This window comes from uncultured Oscillibacter sp. (assembly GCF_900544955.1).
In the GTDB taxonomy this organism is placed as follows: domain Bacteria; phylum Bacillota; class Clostridia; order Oscillospirales; family Oscillospiraceae; genus Oscillibacter.
Map to the genome: position 1 here is coordinate 1 of NZ_UQXD01000073.1, position 4,225 is coordinate 4,225.

The 4,225-nt window shown below is 66.3% G+C and carries 3 protein-coding genes; 2 read left to right on the forward strand and 1 reads right to left on the reverse strand.

What is annotated here, in order from left to right; translation table 11 throughout:
* Window positions 1-60: 60 nt before the first annotated feature.
* Window positions 61-831 carry a heparan-alpha-glucosaminide N-acetyltransferase domain-containing protein gene (locus tag QZS21_RS11485; protein ID WP_295583523.1) on the reverse strand — a complete coding sequence of 257 codons (771 nt, stop codon included), beginning with the start codon at window positions 829-831 and terminating at the stop codon, window positions 61-63.
* A gap of 179 nt (window positions 832-1,010) precedes the next feature.
* Here QZS21_RS11485 and QZS21_RS11490 point away from each other — a divergent pair, with 179 nt between their 5' ends.
* Complete coding sequence (locus QZS21_RS11490; RefSeq protein ID WP_295583526.1) at window positions 1,011-2,267, forward strand: acetyl-CoA C-acetyltransferase; 1,257 nt, start codon at window positions 1,011-1,013, stop codon at window positions 2,265-2,267.
* Between the two features lie 165 nt (window positions 2,268-2,432).
* The gene (locus QZS21_RS11495) at window positions 2,433-4,013 is read left to right on the forward strand and encodes a peptide chain release factor 3 (RefSeq protein WP_295583528.1); all 1,581 of its coding nucleotides are present in this window, start codon (window positions 2,433-2,435) and stop codon (window positions 4,011-4,013) included.
* Window positions 4,014-4,225 lie beyond the last annotated feature (212 nt).

Here is a 4,225-nt window from a genome sequence, read left to right on the forward strand (position 1 = left end):
GCTGAGCGTTTGAGAACAAGGAAAAGGACCTGCGGCATAGCCGCAGGTCCTTTTCCTTGTTCACTCGTGCAGGGAGACTCCCAGCAGAACGGCTGTCCCCAGCACCAGAGCATACAGCAGCGCGTACACCACCGGCTGGTGGAGGAGGTACACCACCAGGGAGTGGCGCCCCAGGGCGGTGAGCACCGGCAGGCGGGGGCCGGGCCCCCGGTCCTCCGGCCGCAGGCGCCAGAGGAAATAGCCGGTGAGGAAGAGAAACAGCCAGGGCAGCAGGGAGAAGTAGTCCGTGGAGAAAAAGCCCGGGGCGGGAAAGCCCAGGTAGGCGGTGGCCGCGTTTCGGTACCACGCCTGGGGCAGGGCCAGCACCCGCCCACCCTCAAAACCGAGATAGCCCTCGTTGACGTCCCGCAGCAGCAGAAAGAGGGTGAAGCTCCCCGCCAGGCCCGCCCGGGCGGGCAGGCGGCGCAGCAGCGGCTCCAGCGGGATCAGCAGCAGCCCGGCGGAGCCCAACAGCGTTAGCACGCCGAAGCGGACGGCGTTTTCCGGCAGGAACAGCGCCGTGACCGCGCTCACCAGGGCGCCGCCGCCAAAGGCCAGCAGCCCCCGCTTCAGCCGGTGGCGGCCCAGGGACCAGCAGTAGCCGGACAGGAGGATGAACGTCCAGCAGATGCTCTGCTGCCAGACATAGGCCCCTGCGGTGCGGTACCAGGGGAGGTTGACGCCGAAGATCCACACCAGGTCCCAGCAGGCGTGGTAGGCGATCATGCTCACCAGCGTGGCGCCCCGGAGGGTATCCAGACCGTGGAGCCGGTTGCCGCGCTGCGATCCCATATTGCCGTCCCTCCCCGCGCTATGATTTGACATTCTACCACAAACCCACCCGGAATTCCAACGGAAAAACAGCAAATGGATCAAAAAACCATATGCTTGATATCGAGAGACGAAATATGCGCCCCTGCAAAAATTTGCTATACTGGGGTTCCAAACCTATTTTGAGGAGGAAATTGCCCATGAAAGATGTCTATGTGGTAAATTGCTGCCGGACCGCCATCGGCACCTACGGCGGTTCCCTGCGGGACGTCTCCGCTGTCACCCTGGGAGCCGTGGTGGTGCGGGAGGCGCTCAAGCGCGCCGGCGTCGCCCCGGAGCAGGTGGACGAGGTCATGTTCGGCTGCGTGCTGGCGGCCAATGAGGGCCAGAACGTGGCCCGGCAGATCTCCGTCCAGGCGGGGGTCCCCTACGCCGTGCCCGCCCACACCGTCAACATGCTCTGCGGCTCCGGCATGCGGACCGTGGTGGAGGCCGCCCAGTCCATCCTGGTGGGGGACTCGGACGTGGTGGTGTGCGGCGGCACCGAGAAGATGAGCTCCACCCCCTACTATCTGCCGGACGAGCGCTGGGGCGCCCGCATGGGCGACAAGCGGGTGGTGGACAGCCTCCTGCGGGACGGCCTGTTTGACTCCTTCCACAACTGCCATATGGGCACCACCGCGGAGAACATCAGCGACGTCTGGGGCATCACCCGCCAGGAGCAGGACGCCTTCGCCGCCGCCTCCCAGCAGAAGGCCTGCGCCGCCCGGGACTCCGGCCGGTTCGACGATGAGATCGTCCCCGTCCCCGTGAAGGTGAAGAGGGAGACCGTGGAGTTCAAGCGGGACGAGTATCCCAAGGAGGGCGTCACCGCCGAGGGCATCGGCAAGCTGAAGGGCGCCTTCCCCGTGGGCCCCGAGTCCCCCAACCCCCAGGTGGTCCACACCTTTGCGCCCACCGGCTGCCAGGACAGCGGCGACAAGGGCACCCAGCGCGTCACCGCCGCCAACGCCTCCGGCATCAACGACGGCGCCGCCGCCATCGTCCTGGCCTCCGGTGAGGCCGTGGAGAAGTACGGCCTGAAGCCCATGGCCAAGCTGCTGGGCTGGGGCCAGGGCGGCGTGGATCCCAAGATCATGGGCGTGGGCCCCGTCCCCGCCACCCGCAAGGCCCTGGAGCGGGCCGGCGTCACCATGGACGAGATCGACCTGGTGGAGGCCAACGAGGCCTTTGCCGCCCAGTCCGTGGCCGTGGGCCGGGAGCTGGGCTTTGACCCGGAGAAGCTGAACGTCAACGGCGGCGCCATCGCCCTGGGCCACCCCATCGGCGCCTCCGGCGCCCGGATCATCGTCACGCTGCTCCACGAGATGGAAAAGCGTCCCGAGGCCAAGAAGGGCCTGGCTACGCTGTGCATCGGCGGCGGCATGGGCATCGCCACCATTTACGAGAAGTGCTGATCGGTCCGCCGCAGCGGACACCAGAGAGACCGGACGGGAAGCGCAGGCTTCCCGCCCGGTTTTTCTCCCGTTTGCCCCCCGAAACGGCGAACATCTCTTGCAAACGGGAAATACTTGTGATAAATTAGATAAGTTCTGTATATCCAACAACAAGGAGGCGCTCTCATGCCCACCCTGCAAGAAGAAATCTCCCGGCGGCGGACCTTCGCCATCATCTCCCACCCCGACGCCGGCAAGACCACGCTGACGGAAAAGTTCCTGCTCTACGGCGGCGCCATTGCCCAGGCCGGTGAGGTCAAGGGCAAGCGGGCCAAGGCCGCCACCTCCGACTGGATGGAAATCGAAAAGCAGCGGGGCATCTCCGTCACCTCCTCCGTCATGCAGTTCCAGCACGGCGGCTTTTGCATCAACATTCTGGACACCCCCGGCCACCAGGACTTCTCCGAGGACACCTACCGCACGCTGATGGCCGCCGACTCCGCGGTGATGGTCATCGACGGCGCCAAGGGCGTGGAGCCCCAGACCCGGAAGCTCTTCCGGGTGTGTGCCCTGCGGCACATCCCCATCTTCACCTTCATCAACAAGATGGACCGGGAGAGCCGGGACCCGCTGGAGCTGTGCGAAGAGGTGGAGCGGGAGCTGGGCATCGACACCTACGCCATGAACTGGCCCATCGGCTCCGGCAAGGAGTTCCAGGGCGTCTACGACCGGGAGCGGCAGCGCATCCTCTTCTTCTCCGGCGAGGGCCGGGGCAGAAAGGCCTCCACCACAGAGGCTGCGCTGGAGGACCCGGTCCTCTCGGAGCTGCTGGGAGAGAAGCGGGCCGCCGCCCTGCGGGACGAGGTGGAGCTGCTGGGCGCCGGAAGGGAGTTTGACATGGAGGCCGTCCGAAACGGCACCCTCTCCCCGGTGTTCTTCGGCTCCGCCCTGACCAACTTCGGCGTGGAGCCCTTCCTGGAGGAGTTCCTCCGCATGACCACCGCCCCCCTGAGCCGGACGGCGGACTGCGGCGTGATCGACGCCTTCTCCCCGGACTTTTCCGCCTTCGTCTTCAAGATTCAGGCCAACATGAACAAGGCCCACCGGGACCGGCTGGCCTTCATGCGCATCTGCTCCGGCAAATTCCAGCGGGAGACGGAGTATTTCCACGTCCAGAGCGGCAAGAAGCTGCGCCTCTCCCAGCCCCAGCAGATGATGGCCGCGGAGCGGGAGATCGTGGACGAGGCCTATGCCGGGGACATCATCGGCGTATTTGACCCGGGCCTCTTCGCCATCGGGGACACCATCACCGTGCCGGGGAAGAAGTTCCGCTACTCCGGCATCCCCACCTTCGAGCCGGAGCACTTCATGCGGGTCTCCCCCAAGGACACCATGAAGCGCAAGCAGTTCATCAAGGGCACGGAGCAGATCGCCCAGGAGGGCGCCATCCAGATCTTCAAGATCCCCGGCGCCGGCCTGGAGGAGGTCATCGTGGGCGTGGTGGGCACGCTGCAGTTCGACGTGTTCGAGTACCGGATGAAAAACGAGTATGGCGTGGACCTGTATATGTCCGGCCTGCCCTACGAGCACCTGCGCCTCATCACCGCCTGTCCCTGCCCGCCGGAGGACCTGGTTTTGTGCACCGGCGCCGCCATTCTGGAGGACTTCCGGGAGCGGCTGCTGGTGGCCTTCGGCGGCGAGTGGTCCATCGGCTTCCTCACCAAGCACAACCCCGGGCTGGAGCTGGCGGACTCCCTGTCCGTATAACGCAGCAGGGCTGTACCGAAAGGTACAGCCCTGCTGTTGTTTTGCTCAACGGCGTCCGCCGCCCCGGGAGCCACCGCCACGGGAGCCGCCGAAGCTGCCGCCACGGCTGCCCCCGAAGGAGCCGCCGGATCGGCCGCCGAAGGAGCCGCCTCCGCCGAAGCCGCCCCGGCTTCCGCCGGACCTGCCGCCGAAGGAGCCGCCTCCGCCGAACC